This is a genomic window from Massilia violaceinigra (genome assembly GCF_002752675.1).
Taxonomy (GTDB): domain Bacteria; phylum Pseudomonadota; class Gammaproteobacteria; order Burkholderiales; family Burkholderiaceae_D; genus Telluria_A; species Telluria_A violaceinigra.
Genome location: NZ_CP024608.1, coordinates 4,778,388 through 4,800,560, shown reverse-complemented (window position 1 = coordinate 4,800,560; position 22,173 = coordinate 4,778,388). Strand labels below are relative to the sequence as shown.

The window sequence follows — 22,173 nt, the reverse complement described above, 5'->3', positions numbered from 1 at the left end:
GCACTGCAGAGCCGGCTTGGGGCAATTATAGTCCGGGAATTGCCGGGGCGCAGCCGAGCTGGACCGTAGGGGGCGGTGACGGTCAGGTGCGCGCGCACTGCGCGGCGGAGATGGCGGCGCCCCGCCGGGTGGCAGGGCAGCATGGCCGGACCGGGCGGCGGAGCCGGGCGGGGCCGCGGCAAGCGCGCCGGAGGATCAGTCGAGCAGGTTGTTTTTCATGGCGTAATAGGTCAGGTCGCTGTTCGACTGCAAGCCCATTTTTTCCATGATCCGCGTGCGGTAGGTCGACACGGTCTTGATGCTGAGCGAGAGGGCAACACCGATGTCGGACACGGTCGCGCCCTTGGCCAGGCGCAGGAACACCTGGAACTCGCGGTCCGACAGCTCGGTGTGCAGCGCCGTGTTGGGATCGCGGTCGAAGCTCTGGGCCAGCAATTCGCCGACGGTCGAGCTGACGTAGCGGCGGCCCTGGAACACGGTACGCACCGCCGTCTTGAGCTCGTCGGCCTCGCATTCCTTGTTCAGGTAGCCGTTGGCGCCCATCTTGAACAGGTTCAGCGCATATTGCTGGGCCGGATAGCCGGACAGAATCAGCACCGGCAGGTTCGGCTGCCCCTGGCGGATGGTGCGCAGAATGTCGATGCCGCTCTGGTCCGGCATGGCGATATCGAGCAGCAGCACGTCGCAAATTTCACGGCGTGCAATGTCCAGCGCTTCGCGCCCGGTTGCCCCTTCGGCCACGACATCGAAGTCGGGTGACGAAGAAAAAATCTGTTTAAAACCTGCACGTACTATCTGGTGATCGTCACATATGGCAACGCGTATCATTGTCTTCCCTTAAATTATCCTTGCATAGGAAAGAGCCGAGGCAAACCACGCGCCCGGCACTGCGCATGCGTTAGTATTCTAGCACTCTGGCTGTTCAGTACAAACACGTATGACAGCGCACTGGCGCCGCGTGCTCACACCGGCCTTCAAAAACAGCAAAGGGGCACAAGGCCCCCGCGATCGGCGACGGGACACGGCCGCCGTTCTAGCCCGGGCCTTTGAGCAGGGCTAGAATGGCGACCAGTTCGCTGCGGATCACGGCCCGGTCGAGCTCGGGCGGCGCCGCCACGGCGTCAAGCGCCGCCGCGTCGGCGTCGTCGTCACACGGTGGCGCAAGCAGTCCGCCAATGCGGCTATCGAGTTTATTGCGCGCACCACTGATCGTAAAGCCTTGTTCGTACAACAGTTCGCGGATACGACGGATCAACAACACCTCGTGGTGCTGGTAATAGCGGCGGTTTCCACGTCGTTTGACCGGTTTAAGCTGGGTAAATTCCTGCTCCCAGTAACGAAGTACGTGCGGTTTGACGCCGCACAACTCGCTCACTTCCCCGATCGTGAAATAGCGCTTGGCCGGGATGGCCGGCAGCACGATCAGATCAGCCTTGCTCGCACGATCGTTCATCGGTTCACTTTAGGCGGCGCGCGCCATCGGGCTGGTTTCTTCGACCATGCCCTTGAGCTTCTGGCTGGCGTGGAAGGTCACGACGCGGCGCGCCGTGATCGGGATTTCTTCACCGGTCTTGGGATTGCGGCCGGGCCGCTGCGGCTTGTCGCGCAGCTGGAAGTTGCCGAAGCCGGACAACTTCACCGCTTCGCCACGCTCGAGGGCATTCCTGATCTCGTCGAAGAAGGTCTCGACCATGTCCTTGGCTTCGCGCTTGTTCAGGCCGACCTGCTCGAACAGCAGTTCGGCCAGCTCGGCCTTGGTCAGGGTCGGGAGATTCTTCTCAGCGTCCTGGCGAACCCTGGCGACCTGCATCGCACGGTGCAGGTCGGCTGCCAGCGCCGACTGGAGTACGGCGGAATCAACGTCGTTGTTATTAATTTTACAGCCCTGCCTCGTATCGTTACTGCTCGTGGGATCGGTTATGAACGCAGCTTCGCGTCATGTTTCTGCTGGGCCGACGCCGCCAGCGCCTTCATGACGCCTTCGACCACATCGTCCTGCAGGGTGGTTTGAGTATCTTGCAAGCCAAAGCGGAAAGCAAGGCTTTTTTCGTCGGGCTCGATCCCTTTTCCGCGATATTCATCAAACAAAACAATGGCTTGCACAATCTTTCCAGCTGGATTTACCTGCAGCTTCGCGGCAAAAGCATCGAGCAGGTCCTGCGCCGCCACCGTGTTTTTGACCACGAAAGCCAGGTCGCGCGTGGCGCCCGGGAATTTCGAGATCTCTTCATATTTTGGCACGGATCGTTGCTGCAACGCAATCGCATCCAGCTCGAACAAGACCGGCGCCTGCGGCAAATCGTACTTTTGCAGCCAGCGCGGGTGCAGTTCGCCGATAAAGCCGATTTCCTTGCCGTCGAGCTCGATGACAGCCGAGCGTCCCGGATGCAGGGCCGGATGGGCCGTCTTCACGAAACGCAGGGTGCGCGGCGCGAACAGGGCTTCCACATCGGCTTTGACATCGAAATAATCGACTGGTGCCGACTTGAGCGACCATTGTTCGTCCAGCGCCGGACCGTAGGCGATGCCGGCCACGCGCTTGGGCTGGTCGAAACCGGCCACCGACAGCGGACCATCAAGCGCTTGCGCATTGCGGCGGAAGATCGCGCCCACTTCAAATGCGCGCACCCTGCCCGCCTTGCGGTTCAGGTTATAGCGCACATTGGCCACCAGCGAGCCGATCAGCGAGGAACGCATCACGTTCATCTGGCTGGCGATCGGATTGACCAGCTTGATCTGGTCGGTATTGTCCGAGAAGTCGGTTTCCCATGCGGAATCGACGAAACTCATGTTCACCACTTCCTGGTAACCGAGGTCGGCCAGCTGGTGGCGCACGGCGAACAGGGACCGGGTGTTTTCCGGCGCGATGATCATCTGGCTGGCGGCCACCGGCGGCAAGGCCGGGATGTTCTCGAAGCCGTACACGCGCGCCACTTCCTCGATCAGGTCTTCCTCGATTTCGATGTCGAAACGGTAGGTCGGCGCGGTCACGGCGAACAGGCCGGGTTCCTGCGTGAACGGCAGGCCCAGGCGCGTGAAAATGTCGGCCACCATGGCGTCGGTGATCGGCACGCCGATCACCTGTTGCGCGCGCGCGGTGCGCAGGGTGACCGCTTTCGGCAACGGCACGTTGACGATCTGGTCGTCGATCGGGCTGACCACGGTGTCCACAGTGCCGCAGATTTCGACGATCAGCGCGGTGATGCGCTCGATGTGCTCGACGGTCGTGGCGAAATCGACGCCGCGCTCGAAGCGGTGCGCCGCATCGGTCGAAAAATTGAACCGGCGCGCGCGGCCCTGGATGGCGTTCGGCCACCAGAACGCCGCTTCCAGGTAGATATTGGTGGTCTCTAAGGTGACCGAGGTAGAATCGCCGCCCATGATGCCGGCCAGCGATTCGAGTTCCTTGTCGTCGGCGATCACGCCGACCCAGTCGTCCACGTCCACGGTATTGCCGTTGAGGAGCTTGAGGGACTCGCCCTTCTTACCCCAGCGCACATCCAGCGCCCCATGGATCTTGTCCATGTCGAACACGTGCGAGGGACGGCCCAGTTCCAGCATGACGTAATTGGAAATATCGACCAGGGCCGACAGCGGACGCTGGCCGCTGCGCTCGAGGCGCTGCTTGATCCAGTCCGGCGTGGCTGCCCTGGCGTTCAGGCCGCGGATGACGCGGCCCGAAAAGCGGCCGCACAGGTCCGGCGCGCTGATCTTCACCGGCAGGATTTCGCTGCCGTTGACCGGCACCGAGCGGGTCTGCGGCAAGGTCAATGGGGTGCCGGTCAGGGCCGACACTTCGCGCGCCACGCCCAGCACCGACAGGCAGTCCGCCTTGTTCGGGGTGAGCTTGATGGTGAACTTGAGGTCGTTCAGGGCGAGGTAGTCGCGGATGTTCTGGCCGACCGGCGCATCTTCCGGCAGCTCCATCAGGCCGCTGCTTTCCTCGGACAGTTTCAATTCCTTGGCCGAGCACATCATGCCCTGCGATTCCACGCCGCGCAGCTCGCCGACCTTGATCGCGAACGGCTTGCCGTCCGCGCCCGGCGGCAGGATCGCGCCGGCCATGGCGCAGATGGCCTTCATGCCGGCGCGCACGTTGGGCGCGCCGCACACGATGTTGAGCAAGGTGCCGGTGCCGACGTTGACCTTGCACACGTTCAGGCGGTCCGCGTTCGGGTGCTTGGCCACTTCCAGCACTTCGGCCACGACCACGTTCGAGAATGGCGGCGCGACCGCTTCGACTTCTTCCACTTCCAGGCCGGACATGGTCAGCAGGTGAGCCAGTTCATCCGAAGTCATCTTCGGATCGACCATGGTACGGAGCCAATTTTCGGAAAATTGCATAATCAGTGAACCTTGAATTAGTTAAATTGCTTCAGGAAGCGCAGGTCGCCTTCGTAGAACAGGCGCAGGTCGTTGATCCCGTAACGCAGCATCGTCAGGCGCTCGAGGCCGGAGCCGAACGCGAAGCCGATGAATTTTTCAGGGTCGAGCCCGAAGTTGCGCACCACGGTCGGGTGCACCTGGCCGGCGCCCGATACTTCCAGCCAGCGGCCCTTGAGCGGACCGCTGCCGAAGGCAATGTCGATCTCGGCCGACGGTTCGGTAAACGGGAAGTACGACGGACGGAAGCGCACCTGCAGGTCGTCGGTCTCGAAGAAGGCCTTGACGAAGTTCAGGTACACGCCCTTCAGGTCGGCGAACGAAATGTCTTCGGCGATCCACAGGCCTTCGACCTGGTGGAACATCGGCGAGTGGGTCGCATCGCTGTCGACGCGGTAGGTGCGGCCGGGCGCGATCACCTTGATCGGCGGCGTATGGGTGCGCGCGTAGCGCACCTGCATCGGGCTGGTGTGGGTGCGCAGCAGCAGCGGTTTGCCGGTGCTGTCGTTGCCTTCGATGTAGAAGGTGTCCTGCATCGAGCGGGCCGGGTGGTTTTCCGGGCTGTTGAGCGCCGTGAAATTGGTCCAGTCGGTCTCGATTTCGGGGCCGTCGGCCACATCGAAACCGATCGAGCGGAAGATTTCCTCAACTCGTTCCCAGGTACGCATCACCGGGTGGATACCGCCGCCCGAGCGGCCGCGGCCCGGCAGGGTGATGTCGATCGCTTCGGCGTTCAGACGCTCTTCGAGCTGGGCATTGGCCAGCGCATCGCGCCGTGCGGTCAGGGCGTTTTCGATCTGGACCTTGGCGGCGTTGATCAGCGCGCCCTGGGCCTTTTTCTGTTCCGGGTCGAGCTTGCCCAGGCCCTTCATTTGCTCGGTGATCTGGCCAGTCTTGCCAAGGTACTTGGCTTTGGCGTTTTCCAGTGCGGCAGCATCTTCGGCGGCGATAAAGTCAGCCTGTGCCGAGACGACGAGTTCTTCCAGGGAGTTCATGCGATGTTTTTTTCCTGTTGAGCGGGACTGGCGCACGCGCCACAATCAAAAACGGGGCACAGGTTTGAACCTCTGCCCCGCTCTTTTCGCGCCACCCGGGGGCGACGCTTGCATCGATCATTGCTTACGCAGCGATCTTGGCTTTCACTGCTGCGACAATCGCGGCGAACGCCGGCTTGTCCATCACAGCCATATCGGCCAGGACTTTACGGTCCAGTTCGATAGATGCTTTTTTCAGGCCGTTCATGAATACGCTGTACGTCACGCCATGCTCACGGGAAGCGGCGTTGATACGGGCGATCCACAGGCGGCGGAATACGCGTTTCTTGTTGCGGCGATCGCGGTAAGCGTATTGGCCAGCGCGCATGACTGCTTGCTTGGCAACACGGTATACACGGCTGCGGCGACCACGGTAGCCTTTAGCTTGTACAAGAATTTTCTTATGACGGGCACGAGCTGTAACCCCACGTTTTACTCTAGGCATAGTAACTCCTTAAATTGAGTGGTGAGATTAAGCCGACGGCATCATACGCATGACGGACTTGACATCCGCTGCATCGACGTTCGTGATTCCGCGCAGTTGGCGCTTGCTCTTGGTGGTTTTCTTGGTCAGGATGTGACGTTTGAAAGCGTGACCCGATTTAACGGTTCCACCTGGACGCACGCGAAAACGCTTCTTCGCGGAGCTTTTGGTCTTCATTTTAGGCATAGCAGTTCTGTCCTTCCGGACAGCTCCATTATAGGATTGCAGGTGGCAACGCTGTGCTGCACTTAGATGCCTGCTTTCACATTGTCTTCCGCCAGTGAAGGAGGAAGCCGGAGATCATAACACAGAAACTGCCTGCAAATGCAAGCTTGTAGGGGGCAAAGTTTCTTTGGGGTATAAATTCGCGTACCGGCTGTCTCTGCCCCCCCCATTCCCGCAGAACCGTCATCCCCGCGCAGGCGGGGATCCAAGTTCGCGGCATAGCCATCGGCTACGGAACAGGCTTGGATCCCCGCCTGCGCGGGGATGACGGCTTTAAGGGTGGCGGTTGCATCCGGAGTCAACTGCGAACACCCACAAAACAAAGCGCCCCTGGCACTTGCGTGGCGGGGCGCTTCTTTGCACAAGCTGCCTGGGCAACCCGTTCTTTGCTTATTTCTTCTTCTTCGGCGAGAGGATCATGATCATCTGACGACCTTCCATCTTCGGGAACTGCTCGACCTGGCCATACGGCTCGAGATCGGCCTTCAAACGTTCCAGCATGCGGAAGCCGATGTCCTGGTGCGCCATCTCACGGCCGCGGAAACGCAGCGTGATCTTGGTTTTGTCACCCTCATCGAGGAACTTCATCAGGTTTTTCAGCTTGATATTGTAATCGCCATCATCAGTACCCGGACGGAATTTAACTTCCTTCACGAGAATGATCTTTTGCTTCAATTTGGCTTCGTGCGCCTTCTTCTGTTCCGAATATTTGAACTTGCCGTAGTCCATCAGACGGCATACCGGTGGTTGCGCGGTTGGCGCAATTTCCACCAGATCTACGTTCGCTTCTTCGGCCAGACGAAAAGCCTCAGCCAGGCTCACAATGCCAAGCGGCTCGTTTTCCACCCCGGATAAACGCATTTCGGGGGCGGTGATTTCGCCATTGATGCGATGCGACTTGTCAGTAGCTATGTTGTTTCCTTTTAAAATCTGATGAATTAGCCGCGTCGAGAATTAACTCGTCAAGCTTTGGAATCGACCTCGTGTTTGAGGCGCTCCACCAGGGCATCGATGGACATTACGCCCAAATCGACATTGCCACGAGCTCGCACGGCCACAGTGTTGGCATCCCGTTCCTTGTCGCCAATCACGAGGATGTACGGCAGTTTTTGGACGGAATGTTCACGTATTTTAAACGTAATTTTCTCGTTGCGCAAATCAGCGTGAACGCGGTACCCCAGCTTGCGCAACTTCGTTGCGATTTCCTGGGTGTAGTCGGCCTGCGCGTCCGAAATATTGAGCACCGCCACCTGCACCGGCGCCAGCCACAGCGGCATCGCGCCGGCGTAGTTTTCGATCAGGATGCCGATGAAACGCTCCAGCGAACCGACGATCGCGCGGTGCAGCATGACCGGCACCTTCTTGGTGTTGTCGGGAGCCGTGTACTCGGCGCCCAGGCGGCCCGGCATCGACGGGTCGATCTGCACCGTGCCGACCTGCCATGCGCGGCCCAGGCTGTCTTTCAGGTGGTATTCGATCTTCGGACCGTAGAACGCGCCCTCGCCCGGCAACTCGGTCCAGGAGACGCCGCAGGCACGCAGCGCGCTGCGCAGCGACTCTTCGGCGATATCCCAGCTTTCCTCGCTGCCGATGCGGCTGTCCGGACGCAGGGCCAGCTTGACATCGATATTGTCAAAGCCGAACGCGGTGTAGACTTCCATCGCCTGCGCGTGGAAGGCCGCCACTTCGCCCGGAATCTGCTCATCGGTACAGAAAATGTGACCGTCATCCTGGGTAAAGCCGCGTACGCGCATCATGCCGTGCAGCGCGCCGGACGGCTCGTTGCGGTGGCACTGGCCGAACTCGCCGTAGCGCAGCGGCAAGTCGCGGTAGCTCTTCATGCCGGAATTGAAAATCTGGATGTGGCCAGGGCAATTCATCGGCTTCAGCGCATACGAGCGGTTTTCCGACTCGGTGACGAACATATTGTCGCGATAGTTATCCCAGTGACCGGTCTTTTCCCACAGGCCGCGGTCCAGGATTTGCGGCGCTTTCACTTCCTGGTAGCCATTGACCTGGTACACATTGCGCATGTATTGCTCAACCTGTTGCCAGATCGACCAGCCCTTCGGATGCCAGAAGATCAAGCCCGGCGCTTCATCCTGGAAGTGGAAGAAGTCGAGCGCCTTGCCCAGCTTGCGGTGGTCGCGCTTTTCCGCCTCTTCCAGATTGTGCAGGTAGAGTTCCTGATCTTCCTTCTTGAGCCAGGCGGTGCCGTAGATACGCTGCAGCATCTCGTTCTTGGAGTCGCCGCGCCAGTAGGCGCCCGCCACTTTCATCAGCTTGAACACTTTCAGCTTGCCGGTGTTGGGCACGTGCGGGCCGCGGCACAGGTCGGTAAAACCGCCCTCGGCGTACAGCGACACGTCTTCACCGGCAGGAATCGAGGAAATGATTTCCGCCTTGTAGTCTTCGCCGATGGACTTGAAGTACGCCACCGCTTCGTCGCGCGGCAGCACGGTGCGCGTGACTTTCTCGTCTTTCTTGACCAGTTCGGTCATTTTCTTTTCGATCGCCGCCAGATCTTCCGGCGTAAACGGGCGCTTGTACGAGAAATCGTAGAAGAAGCCATTCTCGATCACCGGACCGATGGTGACCTGCGCTTCCGGATACAGCTCCTTGACGGCGTAGGCCAGCAAGTGGGCGGTGGAGTGACGAATCACGTCCAGGCCTTCCGGATCTTTATCGGTGATGATGGCCAGATCGGCATTTTGCTCGATCAGGAAGGAGGTATCGACGACTTTGCCGTCGACTTTGCCGGCCAGCGCCGCTTTGGCCAGGCCTGTACCGATGCTGGCTGCGACCTGGGCTACGGTGACTGGGCCATCAAACTGGCGCTCGGAACCATCGGGAAGGCGGACTGAAACCATGCTGTTCTCCTGAACAAAACTGATATTTAAGTACAAACAAAAGTACAAACAAAAGTGCAAACAAAAATGCGGACGAAAAAAAACGCGGACTAGCCGCGTTTTTCATTTTGAGTAAGCAAAAGGAAGCACCTCGACTAGCGTCGCTGGAACAACTCCGTCGTAGTTCGCGGCGTCATAACCATGGTGCCTTTCTCTCTCTTACTGGGTACTGCATGTTCTGGTGGGCGGTGAGGAATTCGAATCCCCGACCCCTTGGATGTCGACCAAGTATTCTAACCAGCTGAACTAACCGCCCTGATATAGCATGAGCGTTGCTGGAACAACTCTGCCTTACTGCACTTTACTGCTTTTTACTGCTAAAACTGGTGGGCGGTGAGGAATTCGAATCCCCGACCCCTTGGATGTCGACCAAGTATTCTAACCAGCTGAACTAACCGCCCGAAGACCAGCATTATAGAGAGGCATCCCCGGGATGACAAGCGCTTTTTAAACACGATGTTCAGGCGCCAGGAAGTACCCTGGCTGGCGGCAGGGAGATCAAGCGCCTTTTTCCATTACACTTTGCCCATGCACGCCAAACCGACCCCCTCCTCCGCCCACCTGCACGCCCACCACAAGGGCGACGCCAAACACACCCACGTCACCGTCGGCCGCAGCCAGGGCGCGCTGGCCTTTGCCCTGAGCCTGACCCTGGTATTTGCCGTGATCGAAGTGCTGACCGGCTTCCTCTCCAATTCGCTGGCCCTCATTTCCGACGCCGGCCACATGGTCACCGACGCCGCCGCGCTGGGCCTGGCGCTGCTGGCGCAACTGATCGCCAAGCGCCCGCCCTCGGCGCGCCACTCGTTCGGCTTCGGCCGCGCAGAAGCGCTGGCCGCCTTTGTCAACGCACTGGCCATGCTGGCCGTGGTCGGCTGGATCGTCTTTGAAGCCGTGCACCGCTTCAGCGCGCCGCAGCAGGTGCAGGGCGGCACCGTGTTCGTGGTTGCCCTCATCGGCCTGGCGATCAATCTGCTGGTGGCCTGGCTGCTCTCGCGCGACCAGGAAAGCATCAACACCCGCGCCGCGCTGGTGCACGTGATGGGCGACATCCTCGGCTCGATCGCGGCGATCGCCGCCGGCGCCGTGATTTACTTCACCGGCTGGATGCCGATCGACCCGCTGCTGTCGCTCTTCGTCTCCGTGCTGATCCTGCGCTCGACCGTCGGCATCCTGCGCGACTCCTACCACGCGCTGATGGAAGGCGTGCCGCACCAGATCGATTATCTGCAGGTCGGCGCCGACCTGGCCGCCATACCGGGCGTGCTGTCGGTGCACGACCTGCATGTGTGGGATATGTCGCCGGGACAACCGGCCCTGATCGGCCACCTGCGCATCGGCAACCTGCGCGACTGGCCGCAGGTGCTGGCCACGGTCAAGGACATGCTGTTGACCCGCCACGGCATCGACCATGTGACCCTGCAGCCCGAGCCGCACGACTAGTGCGGCGCCGAACGATGCTGTAAGCCCTGTCTTACCCGGCAGCGGCGGGCGCACCGATGCCCCGCCCAACGCGCATTACCGATAATGCATCATGATTCCGTACACCCCCTCCCCCACCATCCACGACACCCTGATCATCGGCGGCGGCCCCGGCGGGCTGACGGCGGCGATTTACCTGCGCCGTTTCCGGCGCGATATCATCCTGGTCGACAAAGGCAGCAGCCGGCTCGGCTGGATCCCGGTCACGCATAACTATCCGGGCTTTCCAGATGGCATCCACGGCAAGGAATTGCTCGACAAATTGCGCCACCAGCTCCAACGCTACGGCGGCGAGGTGATCCAGGGCGAAGTGACCCGGCTGGTGCGCGAAGACGGCTGCTTCGTGGCCGCGCACGAAGGCGGCGAAATTCGTGCCCGCACCGTGCTGCTGGCAACCGGCATCGCCGACACCGGCATGCCGATCGAGAATTTTCTTGAGGCCGTGGCGTGCGGCGCGGTCCGGCTGTGTCCGGTATGCGATGGCTACGACGTCCTCGACCAGAAAATCGCGGTCGTCACATCCGACACCAACCCGGTCGGCCATGCACTGTTCATGCGCACCTTTTCCACCGACGTCACGCTGTTCGAGCGCACCAGGGAGGCCTTGGTCGACCCGGCCGACCGCCAGCGCCTGCACGATGCCGGCATCCGCTACGTTACCTCGCCGCTGCGGGGCGTGACCATGAGCGGGCGCATGACACCGGTCATGCATACGGAAGATGGCGAGTCCTACGAGAGCGATGTACTCTACCCCATGCTGGGCGAAACGGCGCGCTCCGACCTGGCGGTCTCGCTCGGCGCGCAAACCTCGGCCTGCATGGAACTGAAGGTCGACGACCATCAGTCGACGACCGTGGAAGGCCTGTACGCCATCGGCGACGTGGCCCAGGGATTGAACCAGATTAGTGTAGCCGCAGGGCAAGCTGCGGTGGCGGCAACCCGCATTCATAATGCCTTGCCTTATCACTTTCGCAAGCACTCCGCATAGAGGGAGCGCCGCACGACAGTAAAAACAAATTGCGCTAACGGCAAGGTAGTGACAATATAGGCCACGCCACTGGCCGAGTAGGACAAAATAAAGCCGCCAGTCAACTTGCGAAAGCTTACGATCATGGCAACAATCGCCCACGGCAGCAAACACGCATCCCACGCACAGCGTGGCGATGCCTACTTCAGCTGGCCCATCTGGCTCCTGAGCGCATCCTTGCTCACGTTCGTGCTGGTGGTCCCGTTTTCGGGCGTCGCGGGGATGCTGATCCTCCCCGTCGCGCTGCTTGGCGGCCTGTGTTCGGTGTTCGGACTGGTGCGCGCCCTGCACCACCACCACTGGCGCCGCGCAGCCTCGATGGCAACGTATATCGTCGTGCTGGGGGCGCTGTTTTCAGTGCCGGAACTATTGCAGGCCACTGTAGGCCGCGCTTCCAACGTGGTGCACGTGATGTCGGAAGGCCAGAGCTTCGATAAAAAAATGCAGACCCACCCGCCAGGCAACCGCCCCGTGCTGGCCTATGACTGGAGCACCGTCGGGACCGATACGACCTACGTTATCTACGATGCCAGCGGCCGCATTGCCGAGCCCAAGGGCCACGTGGCGTGGTCTAGCAGCGAGCTGTTCCCTTTCTCCGAATGCGCCGGACGCGTGGTGCCGATCATGGGGCATTTTTACCGCTGCGACTATTGAACGGTTTTTAGTATTGCGACCGCCAGCCAAGCTGACCAGCCTTGCACGTTCGCCGGCGCTTGCCGGTGTCAGGCGGGAATGCCATTGCTGCCCTGAAACTTAGCTCCGTCATTCCCGCATCTTCAATGACGCTGCTGGGCTGAGCTGTCGAAAGAGTGCCGCGTCGATGCGCCCATTGACGAGTTTGCGGCTCAGATAAAGATCCGGCCAGACGCGCTCTGCATCACGTTGTCCGAAGATCAACCATTGCTCTCCCGCCCTGGCAGAAAAATCAGCATGGCCGCATGGATTACTGCCGCCGGTGATTCGGCTTAGCACCGGTAAGGTTCGAGGAAGTGTAGCCACTCCAAATGACTTGCTCACGCTCACTGTCAGGTCTTCGATCACCAACCCGTCGGTTTTTCGCGCTGTCGACGCCACCACATTCCCAACGAACACGACGCGGCCGTTAGCTTGACCATTGAGGTAGTCGGCAATCGTTTGGGACGGAATGTCGCATGCCGCTACCGTAGCCGGACATGCCAGCAAGGCAGGAATAATCAATCCAAAAAAACGCATACGGTGCCCTTCAATGCTGTTTTACTTTGTTTCCACTTTCACGGCAGTACCCTCCCAGGCGCACCAGCTCACCAAGTGCGTATCCGATGAGCATAACCTTCCACCGCCCTTCCGCCCAACACAACTTTGCAGAAATCCATGCATTGCAACAGCTCATTCTCGCGATGGTCTTGCCGGGGTCGGTTGCGAAACCTTTCCATTTTTGGTATAATGAGAATCATTCGCATCTGTCTTTACGACAGGGCACCCCATCGTTGACAAGCCAGGTTGCAATCTCCAAGCCAGTGACGATCTTTCTCACACCAGGAGTTTTTGCATGCCCCGCCGTATCAACACGTCCGTCCCGTCGTCTTCCCATCCCCGTCTGCGTCCGCTGGTGCTCGCTCTGTCGCTCGCGCTCGGCCATGCCGGTGCCGCCAGCGCCGCCGACGAGGCGCCCGAAGCGGCCGTCCTGCCAGTCATTACGATCACCGGCACGAATGACCACAACGGCTATCAGGCGCGCGACAGCGACAGTGCCAGCAAGCTGAGCCTGACCCTGCGCGAAACGCCGCAGTCGGTCTCGGTCGTCACGCGCGCGCGCATGGACGATTTCCGTCTCGACAACGTCAACGATGTGCTCGCCAACACTACCGGCGTCACCGTCGAAAAAGTCGAAACCGACCGCACCTATTACGTCGCGCGCGGCTTCGATATCATCAATTTCCAGGTCGACGGTGTCGGCATGCCGCTGGTGTTCGGCAACATGATGGGCAACCTCGACACCGCGCTGTTCGACAGGGTCGATATCGTGCGTGGTGCCAACGGCCTGACCGCCTCCACCGGCAACCCGTCCGCCACGGTCAACTTCATCCGCAAGCGTCCAGGTCCTACCCTGGCCGCCAGCGCCGGCCTCACCCTCGGCTCGTGGGATACGCGCCGTCTCGATGCCGACGTGTCGAGCCCGCTCAACGCGAGCGGCAGCGTCAAGGGCCGCGTGGTGGTGGTCAGCCAGCAGGGCGATTCCTACCTGGACCGCTACGCGACCAAGAAAAACGTTGTCTACGGCATCGTCGAAGCCAAACTGGGCAGCGACACCCTGCTCAGCATCGGGCACGCCTGGCAAGACAACAAGTCCAGCGGCGGCATGTGGGGCGCCCTGCCCCTGTACTACACCGACGGCAGCCCGACCAACTACCCGGCCGGCACCAACACCTCGGCCGACTGGTCGCACTGGGATAACAAGACCAACGGCAGCTTTGCCGAACTGAATCACCAACTGGGCCAGGGCTGGGCGCTCAAGTCGACCCTGAGCCATAACAAGGAAGCGTCCCGCTCGAAATTGTTCTACGTGTACGGCACGCCGGACAAAGCGACAGGCGAAGGCTTGTTTTCCTACCCGTCCGCCTACCGCTCCGACCACAGCCAGACCTTGTTCGACATCGGCGCAAGCGGACAGTTCAACCTGGCCGGCCGCCAGCACGACCTGGCCTTCGGCGCCAGCTGGTCGCGCTCGCGCCTGGACGATCTGTCCGGCTACGGCCGCGGCATCGGCACCCCGCTCACCGCAGCGACCGACTTTACCGGCGGCTATCCGCAGCCGGAATTCGACGACCGCTTCGATGGCAGCAGCTACGAAGAGGTGCGCAAGACCGTCTACGCGGCCGCACGCTTTGCGCTGGCCGACAAAGTCAAGCTGCTGACCGGCTTTAACTCGACCAAGGCCGATTCCACCGGCCTGTCCTACGGCAGCAGCAAGCAAAAATCGGCCAGCAAGACCTCGCCCTACGTGGGCCTGGTCTACGACGTGGCGCCGCAGGTCAGCCTGTACACCAGCTACACTGAAATTTTCAGCCCGCAAAGCGAGCAGGATATCAACGGCGTCGCGCTCGATCCGATCATGGGCAGCAGCGCCGAGGCTGGTTTCAAGAGCGATCTCTTGGGTGGCAAGGCCAGCTTCTCCGGCGCCATCTTCCGCGCGCGCCAGAACAATACGGCTGAGCAGGTCGACATGAACGGCGGCAAGGCGTACTACCGCGGCATCAATGCCGAGTCGACCGGCGCCGAACTGGAAGTGACGGGCGAGCTGACCAAAGGCTGGCTGGCCAGTGCCGGCTTCACCCGCCTGAAGGTGGAAGACAGCCAGGGCAAGGCAGCCAAGACCTACGTGCCGCGCCGCCTGCTGCGCATGTCCACCACCTATCGTCTGCCTGCCGTGCCGCAGCTCAAGGTCGGCGCCAACCTGAACTGGCAGAGCGATATCGAGCGCGAGCAGGAACAGGAACAGGGCATCGTCACGCGCCAGGACAGCTACGCCGTGCTGGGCTTGATGGCGCGCTACGAGATCAACCGCAACATGACGCTGGCCGTGAACCTGAACAACGTCACGGATAAAAAGTACCTGACCTCGCTGTACTGGAGCCAGGCCTATTACGCGGCGCCGCGCAACGCCAGCGCCACCCTCAACTGGAAATACTGATATGCGCCCTGCACTGGTTTTGCTCCACCGCTGGTTCGGCCTGGGCGTGGCGATCTTCCTGTTCATCTCCGGTGCAACGGGCGCCCTGATTTCCTTCGACCACGAACTGGACGCCGCCCTCAATCCGGACCTGTTTCACGCCCACAGCGGCGAGACGGCCCAGCGCCAGATTCCCGGCACCGAACTGGCGCGCGCCATCGAAGCGGCCGATCCGCGCCTGCGCATCGGTTACGTCCTGACCGAGGTCGAGCCGGGACACACCTCGATGATGTCGGTCGAGGGCAAGATCGACCCGGCCACCGGCAAGCCGTACGAGCTGGGCTTTAACCAGATCGGCGTCGATCCGGTGACCGGCAAGGTGCAGGCCAAACGTCAGTGGGGCGACATTTCGCTCTCGCGCGAAAACCTGCTGCCGTTCCTGTACAAGCTGCACTACTCGATGCATATTCCGGAAGTCAAAGGGATCGAACTGGGCATCTGGTTCATGGGCATCATCGCCATCGTGTGGGTGCTCGATTGCTTCATCGCGCTGTATTTGTCGTTTCCCAACTGGCGCAGCTGGCGCAAGTCGTTCGCCTTCCGCTGGAAAGCTGGCGGGCCCAAGCTCAACTTCGACCTGCACCGCTCTGGCGGCGTGTGGGTCTGGCTGTTGCTGCTGGTGCTGGCGATCACCTCGGTCTCGATGAACCTGAACGACCGCGTGGTGCGGCCGCTGTTGTCCACCGTCTCCACTCTCAGCCCGGACGCCTTCGCCAGCCGCACCATGAATCCGCCGGAGAAACCGATTCCGGCGCTTATCAGCCGCGACGAAGTGATGGCGCTGGCCCGTGCCGAAGGAACCAAACGCGGCTGGACGGCGCCGGTCGGCGGCGTTTTTTACGCATCCGCGTTCGGGCTGTACGGCGTCGGCTTCTTTGAGCCGGGCAACGACCACGGCGACGTCGGCCTGGGCAACTCCTGGCTGTATTTCGACGGCAACGATGGCAAACTGGTCTCCGAGCGCGTGCCCGGCACCGGCAGCGCAGGCGATATTTTCCTGCAACTCCAGTTCCCCCTGCACTCCGGCCGGATTGCCGGCTTGGCCGGCCGCATCGTCCTGTCGTTCCTGGGTGTGGTGGTGGCAATGCTGAGCGTCACCGGGGTCATCATCTGGGTGCGCAAACGGCGTGCTCGGCTGGTTGCCGTACGTGCCGTTCCTGAGCCCGTGCGGCAGCCGGTGCGCCAGGGCAGCACGCCTGTGATGGAGTAAATAGCGTCCGGTGGCGCTCCGCCAGATAGTCAGCGGGGCGCCACCGGGACACCCGAGGCACGAATCGGGCCATACGCCCGTGGTGGCGGCGGTCCGCCCACCGCCCTATCGAAATCCTCATCACCGCGCTCTTGCGCGCTGCCGGCGCGTCTTGTATGGCATTATTCCTGACGGCACCCATTGGCAATTCATAGGAATTTTATGACGGCGGCATCCACGAAAAAGGCGGCGAACGCGGATTCTGCGGCGAAACGAAGCGACTTCCCGATCATCGTGATCGGCACCTCCGCCGGCGGACAAAGTGCGCTGGGCGCTCTCGTTGCGCAACTGCCGGCCGATTTTCCCGCCGCGATTCTCGTCGTTCATCACATGGCGGCGACCGGTTCAAACGATGCCATGTTGCGCGTGCTTGCCGACAAAGGGAATTTACCCTGCAAACAAGCTGTGCAGCATGGCGTTATCAAGAGCGGCTGTATTTATCTGGCGCAGCCGGATCATCATCTGATGATCTCGGAAGCCAAAACCTTGGTGACCAAGGGCGCGCGCGAAAATCGGGCGCGGCCCGCGATCGATCCCCTGTTCCGTTCCGCCGCCATTGAATTCGGGAATCGGGTCATTGGAGTCGTCCTCACCGGCTATCTCGACGATGGCACGTCGGGCATGGAGGTGATCCGGCGCTGCGGCGGAATCTGCGTCGTCCAGGATCCGGCCGACGCCGCGTATCCGGATATGCCGCAAAACGTGCTCAATCATGTCAAGGTCGATCACTGCGTACCGCTGGCGGAGATGGGTAGCCTGCTCACACGGCTCGCGCTTCACGACCGGGGAGCAAGCATCCGTGTCCCTGACGATGTCGCCGTCGAGGCCAAGATCGCCCAGCGCGTGTTGAGCGACCTGGAATCGGTCGAGTTCCTTGGTACGCAGGTGCCGTTCAACTGTCCGGGCTGCGGCGGCGTGTTGTGGCAAATGAAGATTGGAAACCATCTGCGCTTCCGTTGCCATACCGGTCACGCCTATACGGCGGCAACGCTGCTCGCGGAACAGACGGCGAAGATGGAGGAAACCCTTTGGGTCGCCCTGCGCATGTTCGAAGAGAACAAGAATCTGCTCGTCCGAATGGGCGCGGACGGCACTGCCAGCCCATCCTATGTCGAGCGGGTGGAGCAATCGAACATCCATATTCGGCGGATCAAAGCGATGCTGCACTCCAACATGGCCAGCACCGATCCTCTTCCATAGAAGACCGATCGTTGGGTAACACCCGCGCGGCGGCCATCCCACGAGCATGGTCTTTGCCGGTGCCTCTGGAAAACGTGACGATCGCTTCATCAGCCCCCAGCGCTCCAAGGTCGCGGTTACCCCTGCACGGGCGCCAGCCGCACTGGAATGCGCGCCAGCACGCCAGCGCCGAAGTCATCATAAAACGGCAGCTCCTGCCGGTGCGCATAACCAATATAACAATCGCATTTCCTCAGGCGGCTGCACGGTTTTTCAACGAGCATGTTATCCAGCGCATCCTCGTACAGATTGCCCAGCCGCTCGGTCACAAAATGGCATCGCTGCACTTCCCCATCACCGTCAATCGACAGCGCTTCCGACCCGGCCCGGCAGGCCTTCCCGCGCGACATCTCGGGATTGCGGCTGTAGCTGAACCACGGGTCCATAGCGTCGAGCCACGCCAGGTCCTCCGGCCGATAGTAACCCGGCCCGCGCCGGTCATAGGCGTTGAGCCAGAGATAATGCTGCCGCGGCAGCGCGGCGCGCAAGGCGCGGATATCGTCGAAATGCTCGCGCATCGCCACGATGCCCACCGAAAAATGGACGCCCATCCGCTCCAGACGTTCGCAACGGTCAATAAAGCGATCCATCCGCACCTGGCTCGGATGGTAAGTGCACCACAGCCCCACCTTGCGCTTGTCGGCCTGCTCCAGCCAAGCCAGCGGTCCGGACAGATTGGTCTGGATCGCCACCTGGCGCACATGGGCCATGCCCGACAGGGCCGTCATCGCATCGCGATAATGGCGCCGGATCATGCCCTCGCCCCAGGGCGTGAACAGCACGCTGATGGGCCGCTCCTGCGCACCAACCCAGGCGACGAAGCGCGCCACCTCGGCGGCGTCCCGCGCCAGCTTGGCCCGGCTGTCGCGACGCTTGGCGAAGGGACAGTACGCGCAATCGTAATTGCATCCCGACAGGGTGCCGCGGTATAGCAGCGACAGTACCGCCTGCTCCGCCGTTTGCCCGGACTGCCGCGCCGTTTGTCCGGACTGCTGCGCCTGATCGAGCGCAGCAGCCGGCAGCATGGTCAGCATGTCGTGCCGCCGTCGGCCATCAGCAGGCGCACGTCTTCCGACGCCAGCCACGGGCCGATGGTGTCGGCATAACCATAGCCACGGTCGTTCAGGCGCAAGATGGCACTGCCCTCTTCCAGCAAGCCCAGTTCGCCCAGTTCATGCAGCTGCGGCAAGTCATGCATGCAATCGCCCCCGAAACGCTGCGTGTAGGCCGCCGGGTCGAGCCCCGGATCGGTCAGCAGTGACTGGATTACGTAGCGCCGCCGCTGCTCATCTTGCCCCAGCGCAAAGCCGTGGTGCGCGTGGGTAAAACTGTCGGCGTCCAGCGCCAGGTAACTGTCGATGATGCCGATCGTGTCCGCCCGCCCAACCGCATAATCGGTCGAATAATGCAGGTCCCGCGTGTACGAGCGCGCGCCGGTACCGAGGCCCACCATGCCATCGTTCTGGCAGCAGTAGGACGGCCCCGTGTCGTCAGGCGCATGGGGCGCGCGGAACATGCGCATCGACACCTGCACGTAGCCGCGCGCGCGTAAATGATCGCGCGCCGCCTCGTACAGCTGCATGCGGCTGTCGCCTTCCTGGTTGAGCACAATCGGATCGAATGACGCGGCCCCCTTTCTGTTCGCAATCTTGCCCAGCCCCGTATGCTGGCGCACGTACAAGGGATACAAATACAACTCCTCCGGCCTGAAGGCCAGGGCACTGTCGATGGACGCCAGCAAGCTCTCCACCGTCTGCCCACCGATGCCGTAAATCAGGTCGAGGTTGAGCGTGGGGAAACCCGCATCGCGGATATATCCGATCGCCCGCGTCACCACCTCGTTTTGCTGCGGCCGCGCCAGCGAACGCATCTCGCCCGCCGCAAAGCTCTGAATGCCGAGGCTGACACGGTCGATGCCCATGCTGCGGCACACCGCCATGCGCTCCGGCGTCACGGTTTCGGGCGAGGCTTCAATGCCGGCCGGCGTGGTCTGCAAATCAATGCCCAGAATATCGCGCGCGCCATCGAGCAGCGTTTGCAACTGCGCCGCCGACAAAAATGTCGGCGTGCCGCCACCGAGCGCAAAACGCGCAAACCGGCGCTCACCCAACACCTTGTCGAGCACGCGCATCTGTTGGACCACCTGCGCCACATAACGTTCCACCATATCCGGTTGCGGACGCGCCATCGCAAACAAATTACAGAAACCGCAGCGCATTTCGCAGAACGGGATGTGGATGTAGGCGAACAGGGCCGAACGGTCCTGCCCGGCCCACAGGTCCTTCAGCGATGCCGGCACCGCCAGCGCCCGGTAGGCCGCCTTGTGCGGATAGGAATAGGAATACGCCTGATACGGCGTGTGACGCATGCGCTGGGCGAGCGTGCCGGGAGTGGCGGGATGGTTCATGGCGTCGTTCCGTTAAAATCGATAAAGAAATGGGCGTATGGAACGTTCCATACGGTTTCGTGGGCGATACGATGGCCGCGAAAGCCATCTTCGCCGTAGGCGCTGCCGTGGTCCGAGCAGACGATGGCAAACGTGGGCGCGCGCGCAGCACAGACGGTAAACAGGGGCGCCAGCGCCCCGTCCACATAGCGCAGCGCCGCGGCGTGACTCTCGATCGTGTCGCTGGTGCTGCCCGGCAGATAGCCACGGTTCGGCGAATGAATGGCCGCGACGTTGATGAACAAGAATACTCGCTGCTGGCCCAGCTCGTTCAAACGCGCAATCGCCAGCGCCACCTGGCGCTCGGTCGAGTTGCGGCTGTCCACGCCGAGCGAGCGCTTCCAGTGGCTCTCCTGGAACATGCCCGGCAACACGCAACCGAGCGCCGTTTCCTTGTTGAAAAAGCCTACTCCGCCGATACAAATGGTGCGGTAGCCAGCGCCAGCCAGACCGGCTGGCACGCTTTCCTGCGCAAACTCGTGGGTGTGGGCCGAGGTCGTCTCGCTACCGCGAAAGGCCGTCGCGAACAGGCGCGGATGGCGTCCCGGGCGGTCGGGCGTGGGCAAAAATCCGGCAAAAAACGCGTGATGGGCCGCGTAGGTAAAGCTGGCCGGGCTGTGCCGGCACTCCCAGCCGCCGGGCGGCAGGCGAGGCCCGAGGACCGGCAGCCCGCCCGCCTCGTACAGGCGCTGGGCCACGTCGTAGCGCAGGGTATCGAGCGTGATGAATACAATGTCGTGACTGCCGACCACCTGATTCATGTCGGGAATCGAGCGTGGATCAGGCTTCATGGGATGAAAAGGTTCGCAACTGGGCGGCATAGGTATCGTGTCCCTGCCACAGCAGCTTGGGCAGCAGGTCGCCGAAGGCGTTCGCTTCGAGCACATGCGCGTGCCCCTTGCGCACGACCATATCGAGGCCGATGACGTGACTTTGCGGAAAAGTGGCAGCCGCCGCGCGCGCGGTCTGTTCCAACGCTGCATGATCCTTTTCGCCCAGCAAGCTCGCCACATCGGCGCGCTGGTTGTCGAGGTGCAGATTGGTCATCATGCGCGTGCCGACCCGCGCCACCCGGTGCGCCGGCTGGCCGCCAAGGGTCACCACGCGCACGTCGTAATGGCCATTGCCGTGGCGCGGCTTGGGAATCCACGCTTCGGCATAGGTTTGCTGCCCCGCCAGCAAGTCGATCAAATGCACAATATCGGGCTGCGCATTGTAGCTGCGCAAGCGCTTGACGTTGTAGAGACGCGGCCCGCCCTCCCCTTGCACGAGGTCGGCGGAACTGGTGGCCTGCTCGGCCCCACGGCTGTTGCGGCGGTAAGCCACCACGCCGGACGCGCTCGATCCGTAGCGCGTTTTCAGGAAAACCTGGTTGAGATGATGCTCATCGAGAACGGCGCGCAAGTGCGCGTAACCTTCGATGGGACCGAGCAAACGGGGAATCGGAATGCCGCGCGCAGTAAAGTGCTGCTGGCAAGCCAGCTTGTCCATCATCAGCAGCAATTCATGCGGCGCGTTCATTACTTTGACATGGGACAGCGCCGACAGTTCCGCCGCCACGCGCTGCAGGGCTAGTGTGAAACCGGCGAACCATTCGCCGGAGACGGAAATTTCCCCGCGATCCGGCAAGCGCGACATGCCGATGCCGAGCGCCTCGCAGCCCTGGCGGATCAGCATGCCGTGAAGGCGTGCGTCGTCACCCGGCGAGTCGATCTTGAATACGCAAGGCCGCTCGGCCAGGCTGGCTGTCAGCAGCGCCGGCTGATCCAGCCACTCGGCCCAGTCGACGACCACCGCCGCAGGCAGGCCGAGCGCCTGGCGTGCTGCCTGCATCAGTTTTTCCCGCTTGCCGCGACGCACCCCCAACAAGACCAAAGGCTCGCTGTTCGGCTCGCCGTTCGGCTTGCCGTTCGGCTGGCCGTCCGGCATGCGCTCGCCGCCGGCACCGTCTAGCATGCGCGGCAACCGGCTTTGCTCACTCGCGGC

20 protein-coding genes and 2 tRNA genes are annotated in these 22,173 nt (G+C 61.7%); 6 read left to right on the top strand and 16 right to left on the bottom strand.

All coding sequences use genetic code 11. The features are described 5' to 3' along the window. Nucleotides 1-195: 195 nt before the first annotated feature. The 11 genes from CR152_RS21015 to CR152_RS20965 all read right to left on the bottom strand — a co-directional run bounded on the left by CR152_RS21015 (nt 196) and on the right by CR152_RS20965 (nt 9,436). Nucleotides 196-828, bottom strand: coding sequence for a response regulator transcription factor (locus CR152_RS21015; protein ID WP_054262954.1), 633 nt, complete (start codon nt 826-828; stop codon nt 196-198). A gap of 205 nt (nt 829-1,033) precedes the next feature. After that, nucleotides 1,034-1,453: a MerR family transcriptional regulator gene (locus CR152_RS21010; protein ID WP_099878070.1), complete on the bottom strand. Its 420-nt coding sequence runs from the start codon at nt 1,451-1,453 to the stop codon at nt 1,034-1,036. A gap of 9 nt (nt 1,454-1,462) precedes the next feature. Further along, nucleotides 1,463-1,810 (bottom strand): integration host factor subunit alpha, encoded by a 348-nt coding sequence (locus CR152_RS21005; protein WP_054262956.1) that lies wholly within the window; start codon nt 1,808-1,810, stop codon nt 1,463-1,465. Nucleotides 1,811-1,917: 107 nt separating this feature from the next. After that, the gene (gene pheT, locus CR152_RS21000; RefSeq protein ID WP_099878067.1) at nt 1,918-4,344 is read right to left on the bottom strand and encodes a phenylalanine--tRNA ligase subunit beta; all 2,427 of its coding nucleotides are present in this window, start codon (nt 4,342-4,344) and stop codon (nt 1,918-1,920) included. Nucleotides 4,345-4,361: 17 nt separating this feature from the next. Beyond that, nucleotides 4,362-5,378 carry a phenylalanine--tRNA ligase subunit alpha gene (gene pheS, locus CR152_RS20995; RefSeq protein WP_099878065.1) on the bottom strand — a complete coding sequence of 339 codons (1,017 nt, stop codon included), beginning with the start codon at nt 5,376-5,378 and terminating at the stop codon, nt 4,362-4,364. A 124-nt stretch (nt 5,379-5,502) separates the two neighbouring features. Beyond that, a complete protein-coding gene (gene rplT, locus CR152_RS20990) occupies nt 5,503-5,862 on the bottom strand; it encodes a 50S ribosomal protein L20 (protein WP_054262959.1) in 360 nt (119 codons plus the stop codon). Between the two features lie 27 nt (nt 5,863-5,889). Next, complete coding sequence (gene rpmI / locus CR152_RS20985) at nt 5,890-6,087, bottom strand: 50S ribosomal protein L35 (protein WP_054262960.1); 198 nt, start codon at nt 6,085-6,087, stop codon at nt 5,890-5,892. Between the two features lie 429 nt (nt 6,088-6,516). Beyond that, on the bottom strand, nt 6,517-7,056 hold the full coding sequence (infC, locus tag CR152_RS20980; RefSeq protein ID WP_099878062.1) for a translation initiation factor IF-3: 540 nt from the start codon (nt 7,054-7,056) through the stop codon (nt 6,517-6,519). Nucleotides 7,057-7,088: 32 nt separating this feature from the next. After that, nucleotides 7,089-8,996, bottom strand: a complete 1,908-nt coding sequence (gene thrS / locus CR152_RS20975) for a threonine--tRNA ligase (RefSeq protein ID WP_099878060.1) — start codon at nt 8,994-8,996, stop codon at nt 7,089-7,091. Nucleotides 8,997-9,214: 218 nt separating this feature from the next. Continuing rightward, nucleotides 9,215-9,291, bottom strand: a tRNA-Val gene (locus tag CR152_RS20970). 68 nt (nt 9,292-9,359) lie between these two features. Beyond that, nucleotides 9,360-9,436: transfer RNA gene (locus CR152_RS20965), tRNA-Val, on the bottom strand. A 127-nt stretch (nt 9,437-9,563) separates the two neighbouring features. Between CR152_RS20965 and CR152_RS20960 the strand changes: the two genes are divergently transcribed. The 3 genes from CR152_RS20960 to CR152_RS20950 all read left to right on the top strand — a co-directional run bounded on the left by CR152_RS20960 (nt 9,564) and on the right by CR152_RS20950 (nt 12,198). Continuing rightward, nucleotides 9,564-10,478 (top strand): cation diffusion facilitator family transporter, encoded by a 915-nt coding sequence (locus CR152_RS20960; RefSeq protein ID WP_099878058.1) that lies wholly within the window; start codon nt 9,564-9,566, stop codon nt 10,476-10,478. A 91-nt stretch (nt 10,479-10,569) separates the two neighbouring features. Beyond that, on the top strand, nt 10,570-11,505 hold the full coding sequence (locus CR152_RS20955) for an NAD(P)/FAD-dependent oxidoreductase (protein WP_099878056.1): 936 nt from the start codon (nt 10,570-10,572) through the stop codon (nt 11,503-11,505). Between the two features lie 123 nt (nt 11,506-11,628). Next, nucleotides 11,629-12,198, top strand: a complete 570-nt coding sequence (locus tag CR152_RS20950; protein ID WP_099878053.1) for a hypothetical protein — start codon at nt 11,629-11,631, stop codon at nt 12,196-12,198. A gap of 108 nt (nt 12,199-12,306) precedes the next feature. Here CR152_RS20950 and CR152_RS33155 read toward each other — a convergent pair whose 3' ends face one another. Then, nucleotides 12,307-12,756: a hypothetical protein gene (locus CR152_RS33155; protein WP_157778635.1), complete on the bottom strand. Its 450-nt coding sequence runs from the start codon at nt 12,754-12,756 to the stop codon at nt 12,307-12,309. A gap of 316 nt (nt 12,757-13,072) precedes the next feature. On the opposite strand from CR152_RS33155, the gene CR152_RS20945 reads away from it, so the two are divergent. The 3 genes from CR152_RS20945 to CR152_RS20935 all read left to right on the top strand — a co-directional run bounded on the left by CR152_RS20945 (nt 13,073) and on the right by CR152_RS20935 (nt 17,702). Next, nucleotides 13,073-15,214: a TonB-dependent siderophore receptor gene (locus CR152_RS20945; RefSeq protein ID WP_229413489.1), complete on the top strand. Its 2,142-nt coding sequence runs from the start codon at nt 13,073-13,075 to the stop codon at nt 15,212-15,214. Nucleotide 15,215: 1 nt separating this feature from the next. Continuing rightward, nucleotides 15,216-16,463 (top strand): PepSY-associated TM helix domain-containing protein, encoded by a 1,248-nt coding sequence (locus CR152_RS20940; protein WP_099878050.1) that lies wholly within the window; start codon nt 15,216-15,218, stop codon nt 16,461-16,463. Nucleotides 16,464-16,664: 201 nt separating this feature from the next. After that, complete coding sequence (locus tag CR152_RS20935) at nt 16,665-17,702, top strand: chemotaxis protein CheB (protein WP_099878047.1); 1,038 nt, start codon at nt 16,665-16,667, stop codon at nt 17,700-17,702. A 116-nt stretch (nt 17,703-17,818) separates the two neighbouring features. Here the strand turns inward: CR152_RS20935 and CR152_RS20930 are convergent, their stop codons facing one another. Genes CR152_RS20930 through CR152_RS20915 form a run of 4 tightly spaced genes read right to left on the bottom strand, consistent with a single transcriptional unit; the run spans nt 17,819 to nt 22,143 of the window. Beyond that, complete coding sequence (locus CR152_RS20930; RefSeq protein WP_229413488.1) at nt 17,819-18,775, bottom strand: STM4011 family radical SAM protein; 957 nt, start codon at nt 18,773-18,775, stop codon at nt 17,819-17,821. Continuing rightward, a complete protein-coding gene (locus tag CR152_RS20925; protein WP_099878045.1) occupies nt 18,769-20,148 on the bottom strand; it encodes an STM4012 family radical SAM protein in 1,380 nt (459 codons plus the stop codon). The genes CR152_RS20930 and CR152_RS20925 overlap by 7 nt, the downstream gene beginning before the upstream one ends. After that, the gene (locus CR152_RS20920) at nt 20,145-20,978 is read right to left on the bottom strand and encodes an STM4013/SEN3800 family hydrolase (RefSeq protein WP_099878042.1); all 834 of its coding nucleotides are present in this window, start codon (nt 20,976-20,978) and stop codon (nt 20,145-20,147) included. The genes CR152_RS20925 and CR152_RS20920 overlap by 4 nt, the downstream gene beginning before the upstream one ends. After that, complete coding sequence (locus tag CR152_RS20915) at nt 20,968-22,143, bottom strand: STM4014 family protein (RefSeq protein WP_157778634.1); 1,176 nt, start codon at nt 22,141-22,143, stop codon at nt 20,968-20,970. The genes CR152_RS20920 and CR152_RS20915 overlap by 11 nt, the downstream gene beginning before the upstream one ends. Nucleotides 22,144-22,173 lie beyond the last annotated feature (30 nt).